31 protein-coding genes are annotated in these 25280 nt (G+C 56.8%); 11 read left to right on the forward strand and 20 right to left on the reverse strand.

Annotation, left to right across the window (positions count from 1 at the left end):
• Positions 1–103: 103 nt before the first annotated feature.
• The 7 genes from L3J03_07455 to L3J03_07485 are packed head-to-tail and all read right to left on the reverse strand — an operon-like array spanning position 104 to position 6657.
• Complete coding sequence (locus L3J03_07455) at positions 104–340, reverse strand: four helix bundle protein (GenBank protein MCF6290814.1); 237 nt, start codon at positions 338–340, stop codon at positions 104–106.
• Positions 252–1055, reverse strand: a complete 804-nt coding sequence (locus tag L3J03_07460; protein MCF6290815.1) for a PDDEXK nuclease domain-containing protein — start codon at positions 1053–1055, stop codon at positions 252–254. Before L3J03_07460 ends, L3J03_07455 begins: the two co-directional genes overlap by 89 nt.
• A complete protein-coding gene (locus L3J03_07465) occupies positions 1030–2337 on the reverse strand; it encodes a restriction endonuclease subunit S (GenBank protein ID MCF6290816.1) in 1308 nt (435 codons plus the stop codon). The genes L3J03_07460 and L3J03_07465 overlap by 26 nt, the downstream gene beginning before the upstream one ends.
• Positions 2334–3359: a Fic family protein gene (locus L3J03_07470; protein ID MCF6290817.1), complete on the reverse strand. Its 1026-nt coding sequence runs from the start codon at positions 3357–3359 to the stop codon at positions 2334–2336. Before L3J03_07470 ends, L3J03_07465 begins: the two co-directional genes overlap by 4 nt.
• Positions 3356–4915: a putative DNA binding domain-containing protein gene (locus L3J03_07475; GenBank protein ID MCF6290818.1), complete on the reverse strand. Its 1560-nt coding sequence runs from the start codon at positions 4913–4915 to the stop codon at positions 3356–3358. The genes L3J03_07470 and L3J03_07475 overlap by 4 nt, the downstream gene beginning before the upstream one ends.
• Positions 4916–4928: 13 nt before the next feature.
• A complete protein-coding gene (locus L3J03_07480) occupies positions 4929–6488 on the reverse strand; it encodes a type I restriction-modification system subunit M (GenBank protein ID MCF6290819.1) in 1560 nt (519 codons plus the stop codon).
• On the reverse strand, positions 6454–6657 hold the full coding sequence (locus L3J03_07485) for a hypothetical protein (protein MCF6290820.1): 204 nt from the start codon (positions 6655–6657) through the stop codon (positions 6454–6456). Before L3J03_07485 ends, L3J03_07480 begins: the two co-directional genes overlap by 35 nt.
• A gap of 418 nt (positions 6658–7075) precedes the next feature.
• Here L3J03_07485 and L3J03_07490 point away from each other — a divergent pair, with 418 nt between their 5' ends.
• From L3J03_07490 to L3J03_07500, 3 genes are read left to right on the forward strand one after another with little or no spacing between them, the layout of a single operon-like run.
• A complete protein-coding gene (locus L3J03_07490) occupies positions 7076–8095 on the forward strand; it encodes a hypothetical protein (GenBank protein ID MCF6290821.1) in 1020 nt (339 codons plus the stop codon).
• Between the two features lie 44 nt (positions 8096–8139).
• Positions 8140–8739 carry an AAA family ATPase gene (locus L3J03_07495; GenBank protein MCF6290822.1) on the forward strand — a complete coding sequence of 200 codons (600 nt, stop codon included), beginning with the start codon at positions 8140–8142 and terminating at the stop codon, positions 8737–8739.
• A 56-nt stretch (positions 8740–8795) separates the two neighbouring features.
• Entirely contained in the window at positions 8796–9728 is a 933-nt protein-coding gene (locus L3J03_07500) for a carbohydrate kinase family protein (protein MCF6290823.1), read from the forward strand.
• Here L3J03_07500 and L3J03_07505 read toward each other — a convergent pair.
• Positions 9725–9967 (reverse strand): hypothetical protein, encoded by a 243-nt coding sequence (locus L3J03_07505; GenBank protein ID MCF6290824.1) that lies wholly within the window; start codon positions 9965–9967, stop codon positions 9725–9727. The genes L3J03_07500 and L3J03_07505 overlap by 4 nt on opposite strands.
• A gap of 373 nt (positions 9968–10340) precedes the next feature.
• Here L3J03_07505 and L3J03_07510 point away from each other — a divergent pair, with 373 nt between their 5' ends.
• Complete coding sequence (locus L3J03_07510) at positions 10341–10751, forward strand: 4Fe-4S binding protein (GenBank protein ID MCF6290825.1); 411 nt, start codon at positions 10341–10343, stop codon at positions 10749–10751.
• Positions 10752–10928: 177 nt separating this feature from the next.
• Here L3J03_07510 and L3J03_07515 read toward each other — a convergent pair whose 3' ends face one another.
• The 3 genes from L3J03_07515 to trxA are packed head-to-tail and all read right to left on the reverse strand — an operon-like array spanning position 10929 to position 13084.
• A complete protein-coding gene (locus L3J03_07515; GenBank protein MCF6290826.1) occupies positions 10929–11744 on the reverse strand; it encodes an outer membrane protein assembly factor BamD in 816 nt (271 codons plus the stop codon).
• 40 nt (positions 11745–11784) lie between these two features.
• Entirely contained in the window at positions 11785–12714 is a 930-nt protein-coding gene (trxB, locus tag L3J03_07520) for a thioredoxin-disulfide reductase (protein ID MCF6290827.1), read from the reverse strand.
• Positions 12715–12754: 40 nt separating this feature from the next.
• Positions 12755–13084, reverse strand: a complete 330-nt coding sequence (trxA, locus tag L3J03_07525) for a thioredoxin (protein ID MCF6290828.1) — start codon at positions 13082–13084, stop codon at positions 12755–12757.
• A gap of 310 nt (positions 13085–13394) precedes the next feature.
• Here trxA and hemL point away from each other — a divergent pair, with 310 nt between their 5' ends.
• The 7 genes from hemL to rimO all read left to right on the forward strand — a co-directional run bounded on the left by hemL (position 13395) and on the right by rimO (position 18857).
• Entirely contained in the window at positions 13395–14684 is a 1290-nt protein-coding gene (gene hemL, locus L3J03_07530) for a glutamate-1-semialdehyde 2,1-aminomutase (GenBank protein ID MCF6290829.1), read from the forward strand.
• Positions 14685–14775: 91 nt separating this feature from the next.
• The gene (locus L3J03_07535; GenBank protein MCF6290830.1) at positions 14776–15000 is read left to right on the forward strand and encodes an AtpZ/AtpI family protein; all 225 of its coding nucleotides are present in this window, start codon (positions 14776–14778) and stop codon (positions 14998–15000) included.
• Between the two features lie 22 nt (positions 15001–15022).
• Positions 15023–15433, forward strand: a complete 411-nt coding sequence (locus L3J03_07540; GenBank protein MCF6290831.1) for an ATP synthase subunit I — start codon at positions 15023–15025, stop codon at positions 15431–15433.
• 6 nt (positions 15434–15439) lie between these two features.
• A complete protein-coding gene (gene atpB / locus L3J03_07545; GenBank protein ID MCF6290832.1) occupies positions 15440–16162 on the forward strand; it encodes a F0F1 ATP synthase subunit A in 723 nt (240 codons plus the stop codon).
• Between the two features lie 150 nt (positions 16163–16312).
• Entirely contained in the window at positions 16313–16585 is a 273-nt protein-coding gene (gene atpE / locus L3J03_07550; GenBank protein MCF6290833.1) for an ATP synthase F0 subunit C, read from the forward strand.
• A 126-nt stretch (positions 16586–16711) separates the two neighbouring features.
• Positions 16712–17437: a nucleoside phosphorylase gene (locus L3J03_07555; GenBank protein MCF6290834.1), complete on the forward strand. Its 726-nt coding sequence runs from the start codon at positions 16712–16714 to the stop codon at positions 17435–17437.
• Positions 17438–17519: 82 nt separating this feature from the next.
• Positions 17520–18857 carry a 30S ribosomal protein S12 methylthiotransferase RimO gene (gene rimO, locus L3J03_07560; GenBank protein ID MCF6290835.1) on the forward strand — a complete coding sequence of 446 codons (1338 nt, stop codon included), beginning with the start codon at positions 17520–17522 and terminating at the stop codon, positions 18855–18857.
• Positions 18858–18866: 9 nt separating this feature from the next.
• On the opposite strand, the gene L3J03_07565 is transcribed toward rimO, so the two are convergent.
• The 9 genes from L3J03_07565 to L3J03_07605 all read right to left on the reverse strand — a co-directional run.
• On the reverse strand, positions 18867–19148 hold the full coding sequence (locus L3J03_07565; protein MCF6290836.1) for an integration host factor subunit beta: 282 nt from the start codon (positions 19146–19148) through the stop codon (positions 18867–18869).
• Between the two features lie 136 nt (positions 19149–19284).
• Entirely contained in the window at positions 19285–20007 is a 723-nt protein-coding gene (locus tag L3J03_07570; GenBank protein ID MCF6290837.1) for an rRNA pseudouridine synthase, read from the reverse strand.
• Positions 19998–21773: a UbiD family decarboxylase gene (locus L3J03_07575; protein MCF6290838.1), complete on the reverse strand. Its 1776-nt coding sequence runs from the start codon at positions 21771–21773 to the stop codon at positions 19998–20000. Before L3J03_07575 ends, L3J03_07570 begins: the two co-directional genes overlap by 10 nt.
• Before the next feature lie 472 nt (positions 21774–22245).
• On the reverse strand, positions 22246–22494 hold the full coding sequence (locus tag L3J03_07580) for a hypothetical protein (GenBank protein ID MCF6290839.1): 249 nt from the start codon (positions 22492–22494) through the stop codon (positions 22246–22248).
• Positions 22495–22496: 2 nt separating this feature from the next.
• Positions 22497–22898: a secondary thiamine-phosphate synthase enzyme YjbQ gene (locus L3J03_07585; protein MCF6290840.1), complete on the reverse strand. Its 402-nt coding sequence runs from the start codon at positions 22896–22898 to the stop codon at positions 22497–22499.
• Positions 22899–22909: 11 nt separating this feature from the next.
• Positions 22910–23356, reverse strand: a complete 447-nt coding sequence (locus tag L3J03_07590) for a glycine zipper domain-containing protein (protein MCF6290841.1) — start codon at positions 23354–23356, stop codon at positions 22910–22912.
• 9 nt (positions 23357–23365) lie between these two features.
• Complete coding sequence (gene rmuC / locus L3J03_07595) at positions 23366–24700, reverse strand: DNA recombination protein RmuC (GenBank protein ID MCF6290842.1); 1335 nt, start codon at positions 24698–24700, stop codon at positions 23366–23368.
• 3 nt (positions 24701–24703) lie between these two features.
• A complete protein-coding gene (locus L3J03_07600) occupies positions 24704–24898 on the reverse strand; it encodes a chaperone modulator CbpM (protein ID MCF6290843.1) in 195 nt (64 codons plus the stop codon).
• 112 nt (positions 24899–25010) lie between these two features.
• On the reverse strand, positions 25011–25280 hold a 270-nt coding region (locus L3J03_07605; protein ID MCF6290844.1), incomplete at its 5' end, for a J domain-containing protein.

The raw sequence follows: 25280 nt of genomic DNA on the forward strand, positions 1-25280 counted from the left end.
GATACGGGCCTGAACGGTTTTCAATTCGCCTGGCTTCATTTTAATTAGGAATTACGAATTAGGAATTAGGAATTGTTGTTGCTGGCCTCATTATTCTTACCACCTAATTGGTAGTTTTTGATTTTCCTTTCATCGACTTAATGATCGATCCGGAAAGTTTCAGGAGTTCTTCGCAATCATTGATGATCGAATCGGCGTGTTGATTTTCGAGGATATTGGAATCACGAAGTAACCGGAGCCAGTAGTGGGTCTCACGCGCTTCTTTGTAAGCGATGCTCATCTTTGAGATAAAATCCCTTTCGGATTGGCCGCCAACGGCTTCTTCGACATTCGCCCCAATTGAAATACTCTTTCTTCCCGAGTACCAGACGATACTGGCGACCGATAAAGCAGAAACCGTAGCTGAGTTCGAGGATGAACCCCTTGAGTCGTTCGATCAGCCGGTCTTCAAGTTCCCTCTCCGTCACTTCACGACGGATGCCGAGGAACTCCAGGTTGTAGGAACTCTTCAAGGTCTCCTCCGCCTGCTCGGCGAGATGTTCCGGCAGGGCTGCCGGAAAATTGTGCGTCTTTCCCTCGGCGAGACTTCTCTCGTATGCTCCGGCCTTGATCTGGTTGAGCAGTACCTTTCGCGTCCAGCCGAACCGGGCCGTGGCGTGGAGATAATAGAGGTACTCTGCGGGATCCTTCATCTTGGGCAGCATCACGACATGCTGCCCCCACGGCACCATGGCCGCCAATTCTCGCACAGCTTGTGCGAGAAATTTGGGAGCAATGAAAGCCGCGTAGAGCTGCCGCATCCGCCAGAGGTTCGAGGCAGAGAAACCTTCCAGGGCTGGAAATTCCTTATTCAAATCCACAGCCAAGCGGTCCACCACCGATTTGCCCCAACCCAGCGCTTTCTGCTTCTCGACAATCCCTCGACCGATGTCCCAGTAGAGCAGAATCATCTCGCGATTCACCGTCCGGGCCGCGCTGACACGGGCACCGGCGATCCGATTCTTCAGATCAGCGAGGAATTCAGCGTATTCAGGATTGGCTGGTGTGAGTTTCATTCGTAATTCCTAATTTAATCCGATCCACACGGATTGCTGCCGTCATCAGTTCGTGAAGAAGGGTGCGGAAGAGATCTTGGAGAGACATTTTCTTTCTCCGATGCAGGGCAATCTTTCTATCTAATGCGACGGCTTTTGAGACGATCTCACTTTGCTCTACAACAGAAGGCAATCGGATGGCAACTCCCTTCAGCCTAGTTGCACTAATGTTACTCTGACTGACCGCCCGTGTTGCAATGGTCTTCAGTCGCGCTTGGGTTTCGTCAGTGTTGAAATAGCAGTTAAGAAAATACGGATTGAGTTTTTCTGCATTCGTTCGCAACCGGATTAAATATGAGGCGAAAACGAAGTCACAATCAATGTCAAAAATGGCTGTGCGACCCACAAGCTCAAAGCTGTTGGTGCGATTGAAGAGGATATCGCCGCGCTCGACTCTGAACTTTTGGAAGTCGCTTTCACTGATTTCAACATACTTCAGGTTTTCAGCCACGATCTGGCCATCGATTTGATTCGTCATTCGTAGTATCGGATAATTGCCGTCAGGGTTACTTTTCACGGACAGACCGTATTGGGCGATGCTAATCAACTCTCCCAACTCCACCACCTCCCAACTCTCCGGCACCAACCCGATTTCAGTTTCCTTCTGCGGCTCACCCCTGAGGCCTTCGGTGAAAAGCTTTTGCATGAGGGCCTTTTTCAACTCGGTGGTGGTGGCAATGATCCGCTCCTGCGCTTCAATGGCCCGCTGCACCGTTGAAAGGATGTGCGCGATCTTCTTCTGCTCGGGGAGTGGAGGGATTGCCATCGGCAACTCGGCAAGCTTCGAGCGTGAGAGGTTCGGGATCGTCGTCACGTTGCCACGGCCGAAGTAAAGTTTGGCGACATTAAACGAATACCAGAACCAATAGACGCCATATTGTGGATCAATTCGGCCATCCAAAGCTCGTAACCTGTGAAGATGGTTCTGGTGGTAGCATCGCGCAATCTCTCCGCGCCACATTGCAGCCCTGCCAATATCGCCCCCCTCGCAGAGTAAAAGGTCTCCCTCCCTCATTGCAAGTCTAATTTCTTCGGCTTCAGTGAAATGCATTTGGTCAAGCACTTCAAGATCGAGGCGATTCCAAAAAACGTTTTTCGTGCGAAGGAAAGGCCGCTGATTATCACCAATCCGGTTCTTTTTTGAGACTTGTTTCCCCTGTTGAATTCCAAAAACAGAATCAACGCGATCAACATCCCAAGAATCGGGGTAGGTTCCAATTTCAGTTTCGATGAAAGAGCTCATGCCTGTCCTCCTCCCTTCTCCAATATCTCAAGCACTTCCCGCCCTTTCTCGGTCAACCGGTACTTCTGCTTGCTGCTCCTTGGCTTGTCCGGGATGGTCATTTCAATGAGTCCGGCGGCCAGGGCCGGTTGCAGGTAGCGTTCCCGGAAATTTGCCTGGCTCCTGAGCTTGAGTTGCGCCTGCAGCTCGGTGCGGTTCATCGGTTTTGTAAGGGCCTTGAGGAGCCTCTTGACTTCACCTGTGACTTCGCCTGCAACTTCACCTGTGAGCTGTTGGCAGGCGGCCAGGATGGCGTTCAGCAGAAATTCGATGAACGGGGTGGAATTTCCAGCCTCATCACCCCGGCATAGCGCTTCATAATAATCGGCCTGTTGGTCCCGGATGACGCTCTCGATGGGAATCATAAAGAAAACCGGTTTCCAGCGTCCTAGAATGAGGGTCTGCCAGAGGCGGCCAAGACGGCCGTTGCCGTCCATGAAAGGATGGATAAACTCAAATTCGTAATGGAACACCGAACCGGCAATTAAGGGATGGGCCTCTGTCTTTCCGAGCCACTCCAGCAGATCGTCAAGCAGGAAGGGAACTCGTTCCGCCGGGGGCGCAATATGAACAACATCTTCCCCGCGTCGGATGCCGACACTTCCTTTGCGTAATAAACCCGGGGCATCGACCAGGCCGTGCATTAAAACCGCATGGGCCCGGCAAAGATCATCCCGGCTGCCGGGGTCCAGGTTTTCGATCAGGTCATAGGCCGCAAAGGCGTTGCGAACCTCCTGGATCTCACGGGGGGTGCCCAGCACCCGTTTGCCGTCCAGTACCGCGGTGACCTGTTCGAGGCTGAGGGTATTGCCCTCGATATGCAGCGAGGCCTGGACGGATTTGATTCGCGTCGCCCGCCGCAGCCGGGGCGCGGACGGAGTGTGCCCGGCCAAACTGATCCGCCCCAGATATTCACCGATCCGTTCAACCAGATCAACGATGGCCGGGGTGATCTCATAAGGCGGGGAATAGGGCGCGGTCATTTCTCGCCCCCTTCCTTCTCAACCTCATCAAGCACCGCCTGTCCTTTAGCAGTCAACCGATACTTCTGCTTGCTGCTCTTTGGTTTGTCCGGAATGGTGCGCTCCACCCAGCCTTGGTCCAGAAGGTAATCCAGGTAGTTTCGCTGAAAGGTTTCCCGGTGCCGAATGCCGGCGGCTTCCTGAATCTCACGACTCTTCAGCGGTTGGGTTTTACAGGCGGTTAGCACCCGACAAATCCACGGGTCGACTTGTCCGGTGACTTGTCCGGTGACTTGTCCGGTGACTTGTCCTGTGGCCGGTTCCCTGGCAAAAACAGAATGGATGGGCAACTCAACCATGAAATAGGTTCGCTCGTCATCTGTATGAAAAACGGGTTCGGGTGACTGGTTGTTCTCGATGGCCCGCAGCATCTTCGGAATTCCGGTCCCCCGGCCCTCGGTCATCTCAAGCTCTTTTAAGAATTCCCCAACCCGCCGATTCCGGTAACGCCGCGACAGGAACCGGAACTCTGCCATATCTTTTTCCCGGATGGAACGGTCCGGTCCGGGAAAGCTGGAGATGGTGATGCGATCCGGGAGGATATGGACTTCAACCGGTTCCCGAATTTCATAGGAGCGATGATAGATTGCATTGCACAGGGTCTCTTCGATGGCGGCGAACGGGTAACTGAAGAAACGGTCCGCCTCGGGACGATCCGGATATTTCACCACCTTTTCTTCGATCACCAGGGAACGGATATGGGCCAGAGAATCCTGCAGCATGGTATGAAGCGGCCCGGCAAAGATTCTTTCCGTGAAAATATCCGCGCCCGGCCCTTCCGGAAAATGCACCACATCGATCTGGCTCTGCGGGAAAAAGGTTTCCGGGTGGTCATGGAAAAACATGAGCCCGACATTTTTGGGACGCACCGCTTCATCCGGGCCATCAACAATATTCATCCGCCGACATAGCCGGACAAATTCCATGGTCGCCGCTTCGGCAAAGAGATCACTTTTGACTTGCTGAAGATAGGCGCGCATCAACCCCAAGTCCAGATCATCCAGGGCGGCGCGCTGGTTCATGCGGTCATCGAACGGGACAGTGGCGGCCAGGGAGAGCAGTTCCGTTTCATCTCCCCCTTTGGCCCGTACCGTGACCGAACCTTTCCTGATATAATAGGCAAATTCACGTTCCCCTCTGGCAAGGGATACCGGCGCTTTGTAAGGTCTGGTCTGCCCGCCGGTGGCCCAGAGTACCAGCAGGTGTTTTCCGTTGATTTCGCAGGGGGCGATAATCGGGTGATAGTAGGGCACCATCCGGTAGCCCAGTTCGACGATTTCCTTCTGGATAGTATCAATTTTGCCGGCAGGAAGCCCGACCGGCGGCAGGACAGGCCGGCCGTTTTCCTCGCCAACGCCGATAATGATGTAGCCGCCGCCAAGATTATGAAAGTCATTGGCAAAGGCGCACAAGGTGCGCAGAATCTTTTCCGGGTTCCAGCCGGCCTTAAATTCCAGCCGTTCCCATTCAACCGTTCGGGCACTCAGCAGATCGTTAATGTTAATGGGAAGATTCATACGATAATCGCCTTTATTTCATTATGCGGGCCAGAATCCCCTTTAACGCCGCATCCGTCTCCCTGGCCTCGGCCTCAATCGCTTCCAACTCGGCGACGATCTCGGCGATGGGCCGGTAGGTTTCGGCATCCGCGGTGTGGATGTAGCGGCTGGGAGAGATGTTGTAATCGTTCTTCTCCAACTCGGCATGCTCGACGATGCGGCTGAGTTTTTCCTCTTCCTGCCAGTTCTTGAGGGTCTCGGCAATCCGCTCAATACCGTCATCGGGAATGAAGTTCTTGGGATCACCCTTTTCAAAGACCTGACCGGCATTGACCAGAAAGACCTTGTTCTGCCGGTCCTTGGGTTTGGCTTTGTTAAGAAAGAGAACGATGCCCGGGGCCGATGTATTATAAAAAAGATTTTCCGGCAGATAGAGAACGCTCTCTATCAGGTCGTTATCCACGAACCACTTACGAACGCTTTTTTCCTTGCTGGTTCCGGCATTGCCCGAACCGCGGGAGGCGGCCCCGGTGTCGAGGACCACGGCGGCCCGGCCTTTGTCGCTGAGACTGGCGTGCATGTGCTGGACCCAGCCCCAGTCGGCCGAGGACTGACCAGGGAAACCCGCTCCTTCGGGGAATCTGTCCAGTTCATCGGCGTCGTAATCTTTCTCGGTGTATTCTTTCTGGTTCCACATGGGATTGGCCACCACCCGGTCAAAGGTGCGCAGGCGTCCGCTTTTGCGGAATTTGGGGTTCTTGAAGGTGTCGCCGATCTCGATTTCGCCCTCCATGTCATGGATGATCATATTCATGTTGGCCATGGCCCAGGTATCAGCGGTGTATTCCTGGCCGTAGAGCTTTAGGGGCGCATATTTTTTCTTGCTCCGGAGATTCATTTTCTCCTCCATGGCAATCTCGCACTTGATCAGCAGACCGCCCGAGCCGCAACAGGGATCGTAGATCTCCATGCCCGGTTCGGCATCCATGACCCTGGCCATGATCATGCCGACTTCCGCCGGGGTGTAGAACTCGCCGGCGCTCTGACCGCTCCCCTCGGCAAATTTGCGAATCAGATATTCATAGCTCTTGCCGATAATGTCCGACTCAACGTCTTTCAGGCCTAATCGTTTGATACTGATGGCCTCGATAAGATTTGAGAGCCTGTCGTTATCAAGGTCAGGCTGGCCGTGGGTGGTGGCGTTGAAATCCACCCGGTCGATGATGCCCTGCAGGCGCGGGTTCGCTTTGGCGATCTCACGCAGGTAGGTGGTGAGCTGGTCGCCGATCTTGTCCGAGAGTTTGCGGATGATCGACCAGACCTCTTCCTCGGGATCATCGGGCACCAGCGGCAGGTAGAAGCGCACCAGCTTGGGATCCTTCCTGGCAAGCTGAAACGCCTTCTTACGCGAGCCAGTTTCCGCGGCGATCCGGTTCAGTTCATCATCAAACACATCACAGAGCCGCTTGGTAAAAATAAGCGGCAGGATAAAATCCTTGTACTTGGGCGCATCCTTGGCACCCCGGATGGAACAGGCCGCATCCCAGATCCAGGATTCAAGTGATTTGCCGTTTTGTCCGTTTGTTGCCATTATGTCTTGGTTCTTCCTTGGTGATTAGAAGTAAACATTCAGTAAACCCCCTCCTGTCGGGAAAGGGGTCTTCTTCTACCGACGGCCGCTCCATTGAGAAGGGCCGGCTGTTCATAAACAGGCTATCAAGCAGGAACTCGCTTCGCCGCGGCGGCGATTCGGAATCCATAACCATATCCTGCCGAAGTTGTTTCAAATGCCGTTTTTGCCGTCACGGCTGCGGCTCAGGGTCCGCTACACCGTTCGCTATAAGAAAACCCCTTTCCCGGTCCAACCTCAAACGTACGGGGTTTACCGAAACCTTACGATTAGAACAATTCGATTCAGTCATTAACCGTTGGATATCTTTCTCTGTTTAGCACAGGGCCGGTGCCGGGGCAATGGAAAAGGCGAGGAATTACTTTCATGAAATCCGTTCCGTCCAGGTGAGGGGAGAATCCGGCAACTTCGATGTCATGGCCGCACTGTCCCGGGGTTTACTGTTATGGTGCATTCTGGTAGAGTTGTCCGGGCCTGAGGGCGGGCCTCTGACTTACGCCTTATGCCCGGGAGTACTTCTTTTTTTGCAACCGCAGCCAGGGATTTTTATGACCGGCGACAGTCTGCCCGACTTTGTCCATCATCTTCTTCTGCCCGGGTCCTATCCCCATCCGGTCTTGCCGGTGAAACTGGTCCAGACCCATATCTCCTATGTGTTTCTGGCCGGTGATTTTGTCTACAAGTTCAAGAAACCGGTGGATTTCGGTTTCCTGGATTTCAGCACCCTGGAAAAGCGGAAGTACTGCTGTGAACAGGAGCTGGTTCTTAACCGGCGGCTCTGTCCGACGATCTATCTGGGGCTGGTCCGGGTCTGCCGGTCGGTGGAGGGGCTTCTTGCCCTTGACGGCCCGGGCGAGGTGGTTGAGTACGGGGTGAAAATGGTGCGCATGCCCGAGGAACGGATGATGGGCAATGTCATCAGGGACGGGAAATTGACCCGGGGGATGCTTGATGCGATTGTCGATATCCTGGCTCCTTTTTACGAAAAGGCCTCTTCCGGCAGGGAAATCGAAGAGTTCGGCACAGTGGCGGCCGTTGGCCGAAATGTACTGGAAAACCTCGGCCAGTGCGAGTCATATGTGGGCTGTGTTTCCCTGAGCCGGGAAGAGTATGGGCGGATCGGCGCCTATGTCAGGCGTTTTCTGGCCAATGAGGAGGTGTTTGCCCGGAGAATCGCCGCGAACAGGATCCGGGACTGCCACGGTGACCTCCATTCCGCCAATATCTGCCTGGCCGACCAGGTCTACATCTACGACTGCATCGAGTTCAACAACAGGTTCCGCTACAGCGACGTGGCCGGCGATGTGGCCTTTCTGGCCATGGACCTGGATTTTTCCGGCCTCAAGGAGATGTCGAACTATTTCATCGACCGCTTCAAGCAGGCATCCGGAGATCAGGGTCTGTCTGAAGTCCTGAACTTTTACAAGTGTTATCGGGCAACGGTACGGGGCAAGATCGGCCTGTTGACCGCCCATGAACCCGAGGTTGACCAGGAGACCAGGGCCCGGGCCCTGGCCCAGGCCACCCGTTATTTTATGTTGGCGCAGAGATATGCGGAAACAGGATGAAAGGTAAGATTTGTGGATAATGATACCGTGGAGTTATGCATCCCGTGACCAGTTATGATAAACGACCGGTGGTGTATGTCTTTTTCGGCCTGATCGCCAGCGGCAAGTCCACCCTGGCCCGGGCCTGGGCCGAACGGCTGGGCATCGGCTGGTACAATTCGGACGTTGTTCGCAAGGGGTTGGCCGGATCGACCGGGGCGCGGCCATCGGGTTTTGGCCAGGGCATCTATTCGCGGGCATATACCCGGAAAACCTACCAGGCCCTAGCCGACCGGGCGGAGCAGGAACTTGTCCGGGGCCGGTCGCTGGTCCTGGACGCCTCCTATCGTTGCCGGGCCGACCGGGAGTGTATTGGTGATCTGGCAGAAAAACATGGAGCTATGGCCCGGTTTATTTTATGTTCCTGTCCCGAGGCCGAGTTGAAGCGACGCATGGAGAAAAGGGCGCTTGATCCCACTGCCGTCTCCGACGGGCGCTGGGAGATTTATCTGAAACAAAAAAGGTTGTTTGAAGAACCGACCGAGCTGCGGCCCGAGGAACTGATCACCCTGGCCACCCAGGCGCCGGTCAATGTCCTTGTCGGCCGGCTTGCCCGGGCATTGAACATGGAACAGCAGGCGGGCGGGGAAAGAAAAAAATCATGATGCCCCTGTCCGTAAATCAAGGACCGCGGGCGGTTGAGAATCAAAGGGAGAATATCATGCGTGCCTTGATCTGCGGATCTTTTGCTTATGACACTATCATGGTCTTTGGTGACCGGTTCAAGAATCATATCCTGCCGGACAAGGTCCATATCCTGAACGTCTGTTTTCTGGTGCCGGAGATGCGGCGTGAGTTCGGCGGCTGTGCCGGCAATATTGCCTACAACCTCGGCCTGCTGGGGGGGCGCCCCCTGCCCATGGCCACGGTGGGCGAGGACTTCGGACCCTATGCCCGCTGGATGGATCAGCATGGTATCAGCCAGGAACACCTGCGGGTGGTCCCGGGGACATTTACCGCCCAGGCCTTTGTCACCACTGACATGGATGACAACCAGATAACCGCATTCCATCCCGGGGCCATGAATAACGCCCATGAGAACTCAGTGGCCGATGCCGGCGAGGTGGCCATCGGTATGATCTCGCCGGACGGCCGTGATGGAATGATCAAGCACGCCCGGGAGTTCGCCGAGGCCGGGATTCCGTTCATCTTCGATCCCGGCCAGGGGTTGCCGATGTTCAGCGGGGATGAATTGCGGGAGTTTATCGACCAGGCCTCCTGGGTGACGGTCAATGACTACGAGTGGGGGCTTATCCATAAGCAGACCGGGCTGAGCGAACGGCAGGTTGCCGACCGGGTCAAGGCCCTTATTATTACCCGTGGCGGCGAGGGGTCGATTATTTACAACGGCAGGGGATGTTATGAGATCCCGGTGGCCCGGGCAAAGGTGGTTAACGACCCCACCGGATGCGGGGATGCCTACCGGGCCGGTCTGCTCCATGGCCTGTTGAACGGGATGGACTGGGAGACCACCGGCCGGCTGGCGGCGGTGATGGGGGCGATCAAGATCGAAAAGCACGGCACCCAGAACCACAACCATGGACTACAGGAGATCAAGGACCTGTTTAAGGCGAATTTCGGCTATGGTTTTTAGACCCTTTGTACCCTTTGTCCGCAACATCTACGAAAAGGCGTGTCTGTCGCGGTAAGGGTAACAAACCCGCTGATGATCTCTGGACCGTAAAGGGTCTTATCCAGCTCTGCCGGGTTAGAAACTTTGTAAGCGTTCACCAGCACCTCATCTTCGCCCATTCTGGCCTGCTCGAATAGCACCAGTATGCTTCGCAGTCCCGAATGAACGAATCTAAGCCACTGGTAAACGCTTACGGGCATGAGTTTACCGTAAATCCGTACCCCCGGTGAACGGTTACGAAACTTGATGAACTCGTAACAACCCGAAAGGCTTCAAATGCCACCCAATAAAATCAACAAGTTACAACATGACACACGTCCGTCGAGCGGGTTGTTGCGAGACCGACAAACTTGATGAACCCGTAACAACCCGAAAGGCTTCAAATGCCACCGAATAAAATCAACAAGTTACAAGACGAATCACGTCCGTCTCGCGGGTTGTTGCGAGACTGACAAACTTTATTAAAGAACAGTCTCCCTGCATTAAGCCTGATTTCCCCGCTGGAGGGGAAAAGACTGACGGAACAGGGGGCGGCGAAAAAAGGATTGAATCGTGTATAACCGGATATATCTATTGAGATTCCCGAAGGATATCGTTGATCAGCCCATAATCAGCAAGCTCATAAGACAGTATGATACGGAGATCAATATTCTCAAGGCCACGATCCTGCCCCAGCATGAGGGGGTGATGGTCATGGAGTTGAAGGGGTATAAAACAAACGTCAACAAGGGGCTCAAGTTTCTCCGGGAGCAGGGGGTCAAGGTGGAAAGCCTGGCTGCCAGCATTCACCGTGACGAGGACAAGTGCTATCAATGCGGGGCCTGTACCGGGATCTGTCCCACCGGCGCCCTGTATCTGCTGCGGCCCGAGATGGCTGTTCTCTTTGATCCGGAAAAATGCAGCGGCTGCAGCCACTGCGTCCCTGTCTGTCCGGTGCGGGCCATGGAGGTCTCCCTGGACCGCAACGGACATTTTCCAGACTAGGAGCCTGTCGGAGAATAGCGTTCGTGACGAGACCGAGCGAGGATTTCGTGGGCAAGGCGGCGGGCCGGAAATCCCCGGAAGCGTAGCCGTAGCTACGGTGAGGAGATTTTCGGTCTGCCAACGCCGCCCACGGAATTCGCAGCCGGTCGCAGTAGAAGGTAATTCTCCGACAGGCTCCTAGTTTCCTGCTCTGGACCCGGGCAGAAAGGAGAATGCCTTCCAGTCGGGCAGGGAGAGACTGGGCAGCCAGGAGGTCCAGCTCCGTTCGGGCGGGTTGCCCGACTTCAGGTTGGCGAGCAGGGTCTGGGCCTGGGGCGCAACCGTGGCGTCGGGGTAGTGCTTAAGCAGGTATTCGAGCCTGGACTCGGCCTCATCGTAGGACTTGGTCCGGACATAGAAACTGGCCACATAGAACTCATGGTTGGCCAGAAAGTTCCTGGCCGCCTGGAGCCGGGCCCGGGCCTCAACGGTGTAAGGGGTGTCGGGAAAGGCGCGCAGCAGCCGGGAAAAGGCCCCGACCGCATTGACCGCTCCGGAGGTGTCGCGGTCAACTCCGTCGATCCGGCGGTAATGGCACATCCCGATCTGGAACAGGACATAGGGGATGGCCTCGTTGGTGGGATGCTGCGCCTCGAACTCCTGGTAATAGAGCAGGGCCTCATGGTAATTGCCCAGGTTGTAGTTGCAGTCAGCCGACTTGAGTTCGGCCAGCAGGCTGGCCGGGCTGAAGGGGAAACGGCTTTTCAGGTCCTCGAAGACCTCCAGTGCCTTTTTGTAACGGCCGTGGTTGTACAGGTCCAGTCCTTCCATGGCCAGGTTTTCCGGGGTCTCCATCCCGCCGGTAAGTGTTGACGAGGAGGTGTCGTTGCCGAAACCGAACAGATTCTTCATGCTTGCGCAGCCGGTCTGGAGCCCGAGGACCAGGGCCAGGAGGGCAATAAACAAGAGACGAGACCGATTATTTTTGGCTATGTCATGTGTGGTGAATCCCATACAATTCTCCATTGCGGTTGGCGGAAAGCCGGTTCCCGCTTCAACTCAGTTGGTGTAAATAACTCTCAGCGGCCAGGGCCGCCACCGCGCCTTCACCGGCCGCGTTGACTATCTGACGGACAGCTTTGCTGCGGATATCGCCCGCAGCCATCACCCCGGGAATCCGGGTCCGCATCTCCTGGTCGGTGCGGACAAAGCCGTGTCCATCGGTTTCGAGCTGGTCCAGGGGCAGGGTTTCGTTGTTCGGTATGGTGCCGATCAGGATGAATACGCCGGTCACGGCCAGGGCGCTCTCCTGGCCGTCTTTTCGGCGAAGGCGTAATCCTTGCACCCCGGTGTCGCCCTCAATGGCAATCACCTCGGTGTCCCAGATAAAATTGATCCGGTCGTTGGCAAAGGCCTTTTCCTGGATAATTTTGGCGGCCCGCAACTGGTCCCGGCGGTGGATCACCGTCACCCGGCCGGCGAATTTGGTCAGCTGGTCCGCTTCCTGGACCGCGGTGTCGCCGCCGCCGACCACCGCGATCTCCTGGTCGCGAAAGAAGGGGCCGTCACAGGTGCCGCAGTAGGAGACGCCCTTGCCGGTCAATTCGGTCTCGCCCGGCACCTTGAGGGGATTCGGCCGGGCGCCGGTGGCAAGGATCACCGCCCGGCAGGTCAAGCGGCCGCCGTCTTCCAGAAAGATCTCTTTCACCGGCCGGTCAAGGTCCATGGAGGCCACCGGCGCGAACCTGGTTTCCAGGTCAAAGCGCGCCGCCTGGGCCGTCATCTTGTCGATAAGATCGAATCCGGATATTCCCTCGGGAAACCCCGGGTAATTATCAACCCGGCCGGTGGTAAGCACCTGGCCACCGGCAGCCCCCTTTTCCAGGAGTACGGCCTTGAGCCGGGACCGGCCGGCATAGAGTCCGGCCGTGAGTCCGGCCGGCCCGCCACCGATGATTATAAGTTGGTAGTCAGGGGTGCTCATAAACGGAACCCGGCGCGATGCCTAAGCTTTGCAATGCGTTTTAGAGGGCTTTTTTGATCAGGGCGGTAAGCTGCGCCTTGCCGACGGCGCCGGTGATCTGGTCGATGAGTTGGCCCTCCTTGAACAGGATCAGGGTGGGGATGGCTCTGATCCCATACTTGCCCGGGGTGGCAGGGTTTTCATCCACATTCATCTTGGTGATCTTGGCCCGGCCGTCAAATTCCTCGGCCAGTTCCTCGATCACCGGGCCGATGGCCTTGCAGGGACCGCACCAGGGCGCCCAGAAGTCAATCAAGGTTGGAATGGGGGATTCCAGGACCTGCTTATCAAAGTCAGCGTCGGTGATATGTTTTACCTTGTCGCCTGCCATTGTAATCTCCTAATCTTTTTATATTTATTAAGGATAACCGGGGGTGTTTGATAAATAAAATCGCATCTTACCGCCTGCCCGGGCCGAAGACAAGCAAAAATTGGTGGTCCGCCGGCCGTACCGGCCGGTTGGAGGGCCTGCCGTCCGTTCGCCCGGCCCGGTCGCAACTCCTTTTGCTTTTGACAGAATCAAGCCGGCCATGCTATATTCCCGGCCATTAACCGGGCCCGGCGGCAGGATCCGTGGTTGGCCGAAACAGGGGAAAAACTCGTCCGTCCGAAAAAGAACAGGGCGTTGAAGGAGATGCATGATGCGGAATGAAAAGTCCAGGGAGTTGTTTGCAAGGGCCCGGCTGTCCATTGCCGGCGGGGTCAACAGCCCGGTCCGGGCCTGTAAATCAGTGGGCTGCGACCCGCTGTTCATCAAGCGGGCCCAAGGCGCCCGGGTTTACGATGTTGATGATAACCAGTTCGTGGATTTTGTCTGTTCCTGGGGGCCGATGATCCTCGGCCATAATCATCCGGCCGTGGTCGAGGCGATCCAGGAGGCCCTGGCCGACGGCACCAGTTTCGGGGCCCCCTGTGCCCGGGAGATCGAGTTGGCTGAACTGGTGGTGGCTGCCCTGCCCTCGGTGGAGCGGGTCCGTTTTGTCAGCTCCGGCACCGAGGCGACCATGAGTGCCATCCGGCTGGCCCGGGGCTATACCAATAGAAAAAAGGTGGTCAAGTTTGACGGCTGCTATCACGGTCATGCCGACTCCTTTCTGGTCAAGGCCGGCTCCGGGGTGATCACCCTGGGGATTCCCGGCAGTCCCGGGGTGCCCGGGGATATTGTCAAGAATACCGTCTCCATTCCTTATAATGATCCGGCGACCCTGGAACAGACCCTGCGCCAGGGCGCGGATGATATCGCCTGCGTGATCGTGGAGCCGGTGGCCGGCAACATGGGGGTGGTGGCGCCGGCCCCTGGCTTTTTGGAAACCCTGCGGGCCCTGACCGCCGAGCTTGGCATGGTGTTGATCTTTGACGAGGTGATCACCGGGTTCCGCCTGGCCTATGGCGGGGCCCAGGGCTATTTCGGGATTGAGCCCGACCTGACCTGTCTGGGCAAGATCATCGGCGGCGGTCTGCCGGTGGGCGCCTATGGCGGCAAAAAGGAGATCATGGCCGAGATTGCCCCGGATGGACCGGTCTACCAGGCCGGGACCCTGTCCGGCAACCCGCTGGCCATGGCCGCGGGCAGCGCCACCCTCAAGCTGCTCGGCGAGCCGGGGTTCTACGAGCAGCTTAACAATAAGGCGGCCGCCTTTGCCGATGAACTTGATGCGGTCGCGCAACGCACCTCCACCCCGGTCACCTTGAACCGGGTGGGCTCGATCATGACCGGTTTCTTTACCACCGGCCCGGTGACGGATTACAACTCGGCCATGCGGGCCGATGCCGGGAAGTACGGGACCCATTACCGGCAGATGCGGGCCCAGGGAATCTATCTGGCGCCGTCCCAGTTCGAGGCCGCGTTTATCTCCGCGGCCCACACTGATTCCGACCTTGAAATGGCACTGAAAATGACTGAATCGTCATTCAAAAAAATGCGGAAATAACAAAAAAGCCGTTGACTTTGAGGTAATGCCGTGATACCAAGTGAAACAGTTTTCCATGATGGCCGGGGTCTGTGCCGGGCCGGGAGAATCAATGTCCAGCACCCGTAAGGAACTGATGAAGATGCTGGGCGATTTTTCGACCATCGGCCTGACCCTGGCATCCGCGATCTTTGTCGGCTTCGGCATTGGCTACTGGCTGGATAAGAAGGTGTTCAACAACAGGACAACGCCTTGGTTCATGCTGATATTTCTGGGTCTCGGCATCGCGGCCGGCTTCAGGAATCTCTACCAGCTTACCAAGCGCAAGGATCTGTAAGGGCTTGCCCCTGGAAACAAGGATGGCAATGAGGGACGGAACGGAAATAAACAGTTTCCCCTTGAGCAGGGTGGAGGCCGGCAACTGGCTGTTGCTGGTGGGCATGACCATGGTTGCCCTGCTCTGCTTTACCCGGTTTTTTGCCCAGGGGGTTGTGGTCGGCGGCCTGATTGCCAACCTGAGTTTCATCATCTTGAAGCGGGATCTGTTCGGGATCATGGCCGGCCCTCTCAAGATCGCGAAACTCCGTTTTTTTATTAAATATTACGCCCGGCTGACGGTCCTGGCCCTGATTCTCTTTTTTCTGGTCAGGTATGAGTTGGTGGGTGTTTTGGGCTTGCTGGTCGGTCTGTCAACGGTGGTACTGAGCATCTTGTGCACCGCGGCGATCATGGCCACAAAATTTTATTCTACTTCCAAGGAGGCCGCGTAAAAGAAAATGGAACATCCGATACTGTTTATCTCTTTGATTTTGAAAGCAATAGGGATGCCCGTTCCCCACGGTCCGGTAGGGGATACGCTGCTGGCAAAGCTTGTTTCTCCCCATATGACCTATACCTGGCTGGTGATGGCCTTTCTGATCATCGTGCCGAAACTCACCATGGGCAAGCTTGAGATGATCCCGGGCAAGGGCCAGAATTTCTGGGAACTGGTCATCGGCGGCCTGGAGGGGTTCATGGCCGATAACATGGGCAAGGAAGGCGCGCGGATGATGTTCCCGATGCTGGCCACCTTTGCCCTGTACATCGTTGTCGCCAACATGATCGGCCTTATGCCGGGGTTCATGTCGCCCACCTCCAACCTGAACATCACCCTGGGCTGCACCATAATTGTTTTCATCACCACCCATATCCTGGGGCTCAGGTTTCATGGTGTCGGCTACATTAAACATTTTCTCGGGCCGATTCCCTGGTTGATTCCGCTGATCTTCCCCATTGAGGTGATCAGTCACCTGGCCCGGCTTCTGTCGTTGTCCATCCGGCTTTTCGGGAATATCATGGCCAAGGAAACCCTGCTGGGCATCCTGTTCATGCTGGCCGGCGCCTATTTCGCGCCGCTGCCGATCCTCTGCCTGGGCGTGCTGGTCTCTGTTGTCCAGGCCTTGGTTTTCCTGCTGCTCTCGATCCTCTACTTCTCCGCCGCCATGGAGCATGCGCATTAATCGTCATTACTTGAAAGCAAACCGGTAACAAATGGTTTCAATAGTTTTCTGGAAGAAGGCCAAACCGATAATTTTTTTAGGAGGAAAACAAAGATGAAAAAAGTAAGTATTCTGACCGCGTTCATGGTTCTGGGCCTTTCGTCCCTGGCAATGGCATCCGAGGGTGGCGGGGCCGCGGCATCAGGCGTCAACCTCGCCCTGGTCTGCCTGGCCGCCGCGCTGTCCGTTGGTGTTGCCGCATTGGGTTGTGGTATCGGCATGGGTACTGCCGTGGGCGGGGCCTGTAGTGGTACCGCCCGGAACCCCGAGGCCTCCGGTAAGATCACCGTGACCATGATCATCGGTCTGGCCCTGATCGAGTCACTCACCATTTACGGTCTGGTTATCTCGTTGATCCTGCTGTTCGCCAATCCGTTGCTGTAAGAATTTCATCGCCAGAACCCCGGCCGCTGATGGTCGCAGGTTTGAGGGCCGCGGGGAAACCCGCGGCCCTTTCTTTTTCAGTGGAATCGAACATAAGGGCAAGGAATGGGATCAGCGGACAGGGAGATGGTTATCCGACCCCAACGGGAAAAGGGAGAGTCCGGGCTGCCGCCAAGCGGACTTTTTTTATTGAACCCGGGTGATGCCGCGCGTGCGGGACAGTTGGCCGCCGACCGCGGGGCGAAAAAACGTTTCCTCTTTCACGGTCGGCTCGCGGTGGTGCCGGAAACAGAGAACCGCGGGCCTTTTTTTATAGCCGGCCCGGCCGTGGGCGCGCCCATGGCCGCCATGACCCTGGAGAAGCTGATTGCCCTGGGCGGACAAAGGATTCTGGTCGCCGGCTGGTGCGGCTCCCTGGTTCCCGGGCTTGGTCTTGGGTCGGTACTGCTGCCGACCTGGGCCTTGAGCGAGGAAGGTACCTCAACCCATTACCCCGTGGATCGGCGGCCTGAGTCCCCTGTTGCCTTGAGGGAACAGGTAAGGTCCGGCCTTGCCGCGGCCGGCTTTGCCACCAGTACCGGGCCGGTATGGACCACTGATGGTCTGTACCGGGAGAGCCGGGCAAAGGTGAATCAATACGGCAGCAAGGGCATCCTGGCCGTGGAGATGGAATATGCGGCCCTGGCCACGGTGGCCGCTTTTCGCTCCATCGAACTGGCCGGGGCCCTTTTGGTCTCCGACGCACTCTGGCCCGAAACCTGGCAACCCGGATTTCGCAGCCGGGATTTCAGGGAAAAGAATGCCCTCTTTGTGAGCGCTCTCCTGGACCTGGCCGGCAAACTGGCGCTGTAAGGCCGCCGGAGGGGGGGCCGAGGTGGTGGTTTCAGATATCCAAAACAAGTTGGGAAGGTATTCATTACCTGGGAATATTGTGATGCAGAAAACGGTCTACATGGTCAGCCTGGGCTGCGCCAAGAACCTGGTCGACTCCGAGGTGATGCTCGGGCTGCTCGATCAGGCCGGCTACGACATTGCTCCGGAACCGGAGACAGCTGATCTCCTGCTGGTCAATACCTGCGGTTTCATCGGCTCGGCAGTGGAGGAGGCGGTGGATGAGATCCTCGCCCTGGCCGAGTACAAGAAGGACGATCCGGCCAAGAAGCTGGTGGTCACCGGCTGTCTGGTGCAGCGTTACGGCGGGGAGTTGCAGAAAGAGCTGCCCGAGGTGGATCTGTTCGTGGGTACCGACCGGTTCAAGGACATCGTCGGCCTGCTCACCGGCCCGGAGCTGGCTACGCGTCTCGCCATCACCCCGGTCTCCACCTTTCTCATGGACAGTTCCCTGCCCCGCAAGCTTTCCACCCCGGCCCACCGGGCCTATCTCAAAATAACCGAGGGCTGCGACAATTGCTGTACCTATTGCCTGATTCCTTTGCTCCGCGGCCGCCTGCGCAGCCGGCCGCTTGCTGACCTGCTGGTCGAGGCCCGGGGCCTGGCCGCCACGGGACTCAAGGAATTGACCCTGGTTGCCCAGGACCTGCTGGCCTATGGCATTGACCTGGGCGGAGCCGGATTGACCGACCTGCTGGACGGCCTGCTCCGCGACACTGATATCCCCTGGATCAGACTGCTCTATCTGCACCCGGCCCGGCTTGGCCAGGAGTTCCTGGCCTATATCGCCGCCCACCCCCGGATCGTCCCCTATCTCGATATCCCGGTCCAGCATGTCAGCGACCGGATATTGAAGCGGATGAACCGGCCCTATGACGGCCAGCGGTTGGCCGACCTGGTGGCAATGATCCGCCGGCTGCTGCCCGGGGCCGCCATCCGCACCACCCTGATGGTCGGTTTCCCCGGGGAGACCGAGGCCGAGGTGGAGGAGTTGGCCCGGTTTCTCAGCCGACACCGTTTCGATCATCTGGGGGTGTTCGCCTATGCCGATGAACAGGGCTGCAAGGCCCGTCATCTGGACGGCCACTGTTCGGAGGAGGAGAAGCAGGAGCGGCGGGCCCGGATCATGGAACTCCAGGCCGGAATTTCCCGGGAAAAATTACAAAAATTTGTCGGACAACAGGAGCAGGTGCTGGTGGAGGGGGTCAGCCGGGAAACAGACCTGCTCCTTGAGGGGCGGACCAGGTTCCAGGCCCCGGAGATAGATGGCTGCGTGTACATCACCGCCGGCGACACCAGGCCGGGGGCCATGGTCGATGTCCGGATCACCGAGGCCCACCAGTATGACCTGGTCGGGGAACTGGTGCAGGGGGAGCAATAGGCAGGGGGACTATTTACTCCGGTTGACCCGTTCCCGCAGCTCTTTGCCCACCTTGAAAAAGGGCAGTTTCTTGGGCGGAACCTTGATCTTTTTGCCTGACTTCGGGTTGCGGCCCTGATAGGAGCCATACTCCTTGACCACAAAGCTGCCGAATCCGCGGATTTCGATACCGCCGTTGTCAACCAGGGTCTGGGTCATGGTGTCCAGGATCGTGTTGGTGATGGAGTCAGCCTCCCGCAAGGGGACATTAATCTCCTGGGCCAGGGCCTCGATCAACTCTGATTTATTCATCGCGTACTCCTTTCGCCGGTCCTGATTTGGAGCAGAGCCCGTGTTGCGCCACTGCGCTTCTTTTTAACTGATTTTTAATATTCTAAAATAAAAACATAAATTTAGTCAACAAGAAGCTTGGTAGTCACGGAGATTTTTACCTGGGGAAGATCTTTGCCAGGTCCCTGGCGGTGAGAATTCTGTATCTGCCGGAAGGGAGCGAACCCAGCCGGAGGTTGCCGTAGGCGGTCCGTTTCAAGGCCAGGACCCGGTGGCCGATGGCGGCGAACATCTTGCGTATCTGTCGTTTTCTGCCCTCATGGATGATGATTTCGATGGAGGTGTCCCGGGCCGATTGTCCGCAGACCCTGAGCCGGGCCGGCCAGGTCCTGCGTCCTTCCAGTTCGATGCCCTGCGCAAGCTGTTTGAGTTTGTCCGCCGCCGGCCGGCCGGCGACCCGGGCGACATAGGTCTTTTCCACCTCGTGGCTGGGGTGGATGATCCGCTGGGCCAGCTCGCCGTCATTGGTCAGGAGCAGGGCCCCCGAGGTATCCAGGTCCAGCCGGCCCACCGGGAAGACCCGGGTGGTGATCCCCTTGAGCAACGCAGTGACCACCGGCCGGCCCTGCGGGTCCTTGAGGGTGGTTACATACCCGGTGGGCTTGTTGAGCAGGATGTAGATCTTTTTTTCCGCATTGGCGACCGGGTTGTTGTCCACTGCGATCCGGTGCAGGGCCGGGTCCAGTTTCAGCCCCATTTCAGTGACCTTGCTGCCGTCCACGGTCACCCGGCCCTGGCGGATATATTCCTCTGCCTTGCGCCGGGAGGCGATCCCGGCCCTGGCCAGGATTTTCTGGAGCCGTTCTTCCATCAGCGCCATCGGGCCGGGACCATGGAGCCGATCCTGGCGTCCACCCTGGCCCTGGTCTCCGGGTCCACCTCCAGTATTGGCGGATACCAGGGTTTCATCCGGCAGTCAATGACCACCGGTTCCCTGAGTCCCACATGAAACCGGGTGACTGTCGAGTCGGCGGCATGGATATCCGCGGCCGGTTCAAAGCGGGTGAAGACCGTCCACAGGAATTCCTGGAGATTCCCGGTTGCCGCGTGGCTGTCATCGACCAGGATAACCAGGGGCCAGTCGGCCAGCCCCTGCCAGTTTGCCAGCCGGCCGGCCAGGCCCTTGTCCTGGTCATAGGGAGAGCCCTCCACCACCAGGGTGCCGGGCAGATAGGCCTTCGGCCGCTTGCAGCCGGCCGGCGGCAGGGAGCCGGTAAAGGTCTCGGGCAACTGTCGTTGTTTCTCCTTGCCCAGCCCCATCAGCATGGCCTTGGAACCCTTGTTCACCGAAGGACCGGTATAGTCCAGGGTGTCCTGGGAGACATTGGCAAAGATGTACAGGTCGGTCTGCCAGTTGACCCGCTCAAGCACATGCACCCACAGTTTCTTGAAATCAGCCACATCCAGATCGCCGTCGGTGATGATCAGGAACTTGGTCAACGACAGCTGGCCCTCGCCCAGGATCCGCAGGCCGGCGGCAAAGGCCTCCCTGGGGTAGCGATTCGTGACCCGGGCCGCGGCCAGGCAGTGAAAGCCGGTCTCGCCAAAGGTCTTTAACTGGCGGACGTTGTTCATCACCAGGGGGAAGAGCGGGGAGAGCAGGTCCTGAAGAAAGTCGCCGATGTAGAAATCCTCCTGCCGGGGCCGGCCCACCACAGTGGCCGGATAGATGGCATTTTTGCGATGATAGAGGTGGCTGGCCTGGAACACCGGGTAATCATGGGTCAGGGAGTTGTAGCCGTAATGGTCGCCGAACGGGCCTTCCGGACGGCGGACATGGGGCTCCACCCTTCCCTGGACGGCAAACTCGGCATGGGCCACCAGGGGATGCTGGTGCTTGCCGGTCCGGACCATCTCCAGTTTTCCGCCAAGCAGCAGCGAGGCCAGCATCAGCTCGGGGATGTCCTCGGGCAGGGGGGCGATGGCCGCCAGCATCAATGCCGGCGGACCGCCGATGAACAGGGTCATCGGCAGGGGTTGGTTTCTCTGCTCCGCGGCATGGTAATGGTAGCCGCCGCCCTTGTGAATCTGCCAGTGGATGCCGGTGGTGACGTCGTCGTAGCGCTGGATCCGGTACATGCCGAGATTGTGGCCCCGTCCGTCCGGATGTTCGGTATAGATCAGGGGCAGGGTGACAAAGGGGCCGCCGTCCGAGTGCCAGGAGGTGAGCATCGGCAGTTCGCTCAGGCGGGCGGGCTGCATGCAGCACTCCATGACCGGTGCGTTTTTAGTGGACTTTAGGCCGACTCTCAAACCCTGGCCGAGCAGAGGACGAGCCTGCCAGAGGGTGGACATCTTGGGCGGCATCAGATGCTCGACAAGATTGACCAGATCGCGGACAAAATCAAGGGGGCGGCGGCCAAAGGCAAGCTCCAGCCGTTCTCCGGTACCGAAAAGATTGGTCGTTACCGGGAATGAAGAACCTTTGACATTGGTGAAGAGCAGAGCCGGGCCCCGCCGGGCTATAACCCGTCGATGGATTTCTGCAATCTCAAGATAGGGGTCCATCTCGCTGTCAATGATCAGCAGCTGATCATTTTTTTGCAGGATATCCAGGAAATTGCGCAGATTAAGGATAGGGGGCATGGCTCTTAATGGTAAATAATCAAAGGTTTTTTAACTTTTCGCTATAAGCTGCATGGTTAGCCATTACGCTGACCTTCTTTTTGTTTTGCGGAGCCGTGCCCTTGATGTTGGGACAACGGTTCCTCGCAGTAATGAATGACTTCCCCGGTTTCGTAGTCAGTAATTTTCTCGAAATAGCTATCATTGTCTCTGTCAATTACTCTTTGCCGGTGGACAAGTTTGTCTCTGCTGTGGGAATGATCCGGAGCCGAGAGCTCCTCAACGAATGGTCGATTTTCGTCTGGGCGCTTTGCCTTCGATCTATATCCATCGCGGACTACGATGGTTTCGGTGATAGAAACACTATAGTTGCGTTTTGTACTTCCGCATTTAGTACATGGGACGCGGCCTTGCGGAGTGTCACCACTATCGTCGATTGGAGTTTCGCAATCTGCACATTCAGTTGTTTCGTGAGACTCAGTCATTCTGGCTATCAGTGGTGATGGTCGTGATCGTCAAGGAACAGCTCATGGTATTCTTTTTCCTGCAGATGGGTACGCATGAGTGTGGAAAGCAGGTCGACCACCTGTTCTATCTCATAATCATCAAGACGCGGAATGAGGGTGCCAAGCAGTTGCTTGCGGCTGAACAGGTTGAGAAAAAGGGCCAGCGAACGTTCATCGGTTATGCGATCTAAGCCAAAACAGATCTCGTCTGCAGGTATGGACGATTTTTCGGTCACAGTCAGCCTTTGAGGATTTTCCACCAGACTTTACGACTGCGTGGCCCATCGTATTCACAGAAAAAAATACGCTGCCAGGTGCCGAGCCGTATCCGGCCGTTTTCAATAAACACAGGGGCGGAACTGCCGGTCAATGTGGTCAGCATGTGGGAGGGCGAGTTGCCCTCCCGGTGCCTGTATGGATAGTCTTCGGGGATAATCCGGCCAAAGACCCCGATCAGGTCGCTCTGAACAGCCGGATCGGCGCCCTCGTTGATGGTGATTCCCGCGGTGGTGTGCGGGTTATAGACCACCAGCAGGCCGTCGCTTACGCCGCTGTCGTCAACCGCCTGCTGGAGTTGTGTCGTGATATCGACAAACTCCATGTGGGCGGAGGTGGAAACGGCAAATTGACCCGAAGGCATATGGCTAGCCCTTAATTCTGCAGCTGCCAGTGGCCGTTTTCATCACGGCAGGCCGTGGTGTATGTCTTATCCATCTTGCCGTCGATCACCGCATCAATCTCTGCTTTACGACAGACCCTGCTTGTCGTTGGATCGGTATACGCCGGTTGCGGGGTGACATTGTACTGGTTGCCGTTATCGGGATTGACCCATGACGAGGTTCGGTTGGACACCCCCCGTTCATAGACATGATTAAGTTGTTGACGATCATATTTATCCATTTCATTTCCGACAATGTAGCCGAGCATGGTGCCGACTGCGGCCCCAATCAGGGTGGCCTCGGTGTTATGTCCGATCATCTGGCCGATGAGGGCCCCGCCTGCCGCTCCGCCGACGGCTCCAGTCTGTGCTTTATTCATGTTGGCACAGGAAGTGAGTGCAAACATACAGAGAATTGCCAGTATACTGAGATGTTTCATAGTGACCTCCTACTTGTCATCTTTTAGAGTTTTTGGAAAGTTGCGTTCAGGTTGAATGCCGAGTTCTTTTAATGCTTCAACCCGGGCGATCAGATTGCCCCGTCCCGAGACCAGTCTTTTTCGTGCGGTCTGCCAGGAGTTGCGGCTCTGCTCAAGTCGAAAGCCTATCTCTTCAAAGGCTTCGGCAAAACCTACGAATTTATCATAAAGATTTCCAGCCTGTTTGGCAATAGTTAAACCGTTGCGGCCCTGTTCATCTATCCGCCACAGGTGATGAATAGTGCGGAGTATGGCCAGCAGGGTCGATGGGCCGGCGAGGATAACTTTTTTCCGCATGGCCTGGGTCAGCAGTTCGGGCTCCTGTATGAGAGCCGCTTGAAAGGCCCCTTCTACCGGCATAAAAAGCAGAACAAAGTCCAGGCTGTTGAGGCCGGGCAACTGGTGGTACTGCTTGCCGGCAAGTCCTTTGATGTGGCTATGCAGGGAGTGAAGATGCTGCTTGAGGAGTTTCTGTTGCTTTTTGGGATCCAGCTCATGCGCGGCCAGGGCCCAGGACTTAAGCGATACCTTGGCGTCGATAACAATGTCCCGGTTTTTCGGCAGGTGAATAACGATATCCGGCTGGCGAAGCTGTCCCTGCTCGTTGTGGATGGCGGCTTGAGTTTCAAATTCAGTTCCCTTACGGAGCCCGGAATCCTCAAGAAGCTTTTCCAGGATCATCTCACCCCACTGTCCCTGGATCTTGCTTTTTCCCTGCAGGGCCTCGGTGAGATGGATGGCATCGGTGCTGAGTTGCTGGTTCAGATCCCTCAGCAATTCTATTTCTCTGCGCAGGGCGGAATGGTCACGGGATTCCTTGTCATAGACGTCTTCCACCCGCTGTCTGAACGCCTGCAGCTGTTCACGCATCGGTTCAAGGATCGCCTGCAGGCCGGATTCGTGTTGAGCGTTTAGTTGCGCGCCTTTTTCACTTAAGGTCTGCCCGGCCAGCAGTTGGAAGTCTCGTTCCATTTGTTTTCTGGTCGTTTCCAAAAGGGATTCCCGCTCCTGCATAAGTTTCCGAGCCGAGACCAGTTCGGCCTCTAAAGCGGCACTGAGTTCGGCCTCTCTCCGGTTTTGAACGCGTAAGCCGTCCCGCTCAGCCCGCAGCCGGTCAATATCGGTATCCAGACGTGAAATATTGCGTCCGGCCTGTTCCAGGCGGATGGATAAGCCGATATTCCGGCGGCTCAGCCTGGTATACAGTATGAGGCCGAAGAAAAGCATCGGGATGCCGGCGCAGAACAGGCCGAGAACAAGGGATGGCCCGTGCAGTCGCTCTGCAAGAAGGATAAGGGAGTTCAAGGGTTAACGAATCCGGTGCAGACGGCGCAGCTCTTCAAGCTCTTCAAGGAGTTGCAGGGCCAGGGCGCAGCCGGGAAGATTGACTCGCAGATCCCGTTGCAGGCGGATGGTGGTCTGGACCCGTTTTATTTCAATGGCCGTAAAGTGCCATTCTCCCGGTGCGGTCCCCTGCGGATTTAACAGTCCCTCGTCAATCATCTCAAGAATAAGTTCTGCGGGAACTCCGCAGAATCGACAGAGATCACCGAAACTGCAGCGGGTATTTTCATCAAGTACAGTACCTGTTATTTGGGTGAATGTGTCTGTCATCTTACAGTCCCAGGTCATTTCTCGGGTTGGTCGGCATGATTTCGGCCATCTTCTTATACAGTTCTTTCTGCTCTGTTGTTTTTGCTTCAGGCACAACTATGCGTAGGTTGACGATCTGGTCGCCCTGTTTTTTTGCTGTCGACAGCCCCCGGCCTTTCAGTCGCAGCTTGTTGCCCCCCTGAGAACCGGCGGGGATTTTCAGCTGAACTTTCCCGCCCAGGGTGGGCACGGTGATGGTTGCGCCCAGGGCCGCTTCCCATGGTGTAATCGG

This window comes from Desulfobacterales bacterium (assembly GCA_021647905.1).
In the GTDB taxonomy this organism is placed as follows: Bacteria; Desulfobacterota; Desulfobulbia; order Desulfobulbales; family BM004; genus JAKITW01.